A 1,391-nucleotide genomic window follows, 5' to 3' on the forward strand; every position below is an offset into this window, starting at 1 on the left:
TCGGTTTGGGAAGTAGCGCGACAAAGGACGTAGGTACCGCCGCAAATAACATGATGCAGGTAGGCGCATTCGGTATTGGGTCTATCCATGGCGACGGACCACTACTGGACGCTATGGATGCATTCACACCTACCTGTTTCACCTCTCACTCCAATGATGGTCTTACCCAGCTTGGGTTAACTGCAAATACGGGTATTACGTCAATAGTCGTCAACCGGGGAAGCCGTCCGACACGCATTCATCAGGCTTACATACTGAGGAGAACGTGGTTTTCGTATTACGGTGGCTCATCTTGGACATATCAGGAGGCTTACACCACGGGCAATACCACAAAGGCCAGCGATGGCACCCTAAAGGCTGCGTCTCCGGTTGCCCGTATCGTAGCGAGCCAGGAAGCCTGCCAGCGCGCTGACGTAGCTGATGATGGTTTCTCCTGGTGTGGCTCTGGGACGGCGAACGCAGAGGCAGAGGGAATAACCATTTCTCGCCTCGAGGCAGGCGTTTACGTGCTGACTGGTTCGGCAGGATTGGCGTCAGAGGGATGGCAGCTCCTGCCACCGATGGACCCAGGTGGCATGGGAGAACTTGGCGTGGTTGAAGCTGAGCAGACGGAAAGCAGAAGCCTGACAATCCGGCTTTTCAAGCGAAAATACATCCTGAGCGATGAAGGTGAGATCATCAAAACCAAAGGTGAACCGATGGACGTGCCGGCGAACAGCTGGATCGATGTTCGCCTTGATATGCCTGACGACTCCCTGTTTAACCAGCGGATGAGTCAGGAGCCGCAACGTTGATCTCTTCCTCTAACGCGCTGACGCGTATAGCCAGGGCTTTGATTGCCGCCAGCGCATCGAGCACAAGAGGATTGAGGTCGAGTGTCATTTTCCCTGACTCCTCAGCCGAGTGAACATATTGCGGATCTATCTTTTCCAGCTCCTGAGCAATAACGCCGCGGCGAATGGCTTTCTCTACGTCAGCAAGGTAGTAGAAGGTCTTAAAATTCATTGCCTCGATGTTTGACAGCGATTCGTTTAAGTCCAGATCCCCCGTCACTTCCTTAAAGTTAATGTCGGATGTACCCGCAGACTGCAACTGCGCCCACGGCACTGACGATTTTGGTGTTTGAGGGGCCGTGGTTGTAAGAAACCGGCTGAATACCGCACTACCGGAGGTAATCCACAACTGCGCGATTCGCTGTCCTGTGTATGAACTCTGGAACCCACAACCATTAGCAGGAGCCCACAGAGTATTGCCATCAGCATCACTGATGAAGGATGAACTGGCATCTGAGGGCTTATTTTGGAGAACCGAACCAACCCCAAAAGCTCCCACCTGAATAACATTCCCTGCAGCGGTTCCGACGTCCTTTGTCGCGCTACTTCCCAAACCGA

1 protein-coding gene and 1 pseudogene are annotated in these 1,391 nt (G+C 53.3%); one reads left to right on the forward strand and one right to left on the reverse strand.

Annotated elements, in window-relative coordinates; genetic code table 11:
• Window positions 1-794, forward strand: a pseudogene (locus ACTJJA_RS23895) (phage tail protein); the annotation flags it as partial.
• Here ACTJJA_RS23895 and ACTJJA_RS23900 read toward each other — a convergent pair.
• Window positions 760-1,391 (reverse strand): tail fiber domain-containing protein (locus ACTJJA_RS23900; protein ID WP_440669341.1); only part of this gene is annotated, 632 nt, incomplete at its 5' end. The pseudogene ACTJJA_RS23895 and the gene ACTJJA_RS23900 overlap by 35 nt on opposite strands.

It is taken from the genome of Enterobacter sp. 22452 (assembly GCF_052045065.1).
GTDB classification, from domain to species: Bacteria; Pseudomonadota; Gammaproteobacteria; order Enterobacterales; family Enterobacteriaceae; genus Enterobacter; species Enterobacter mori.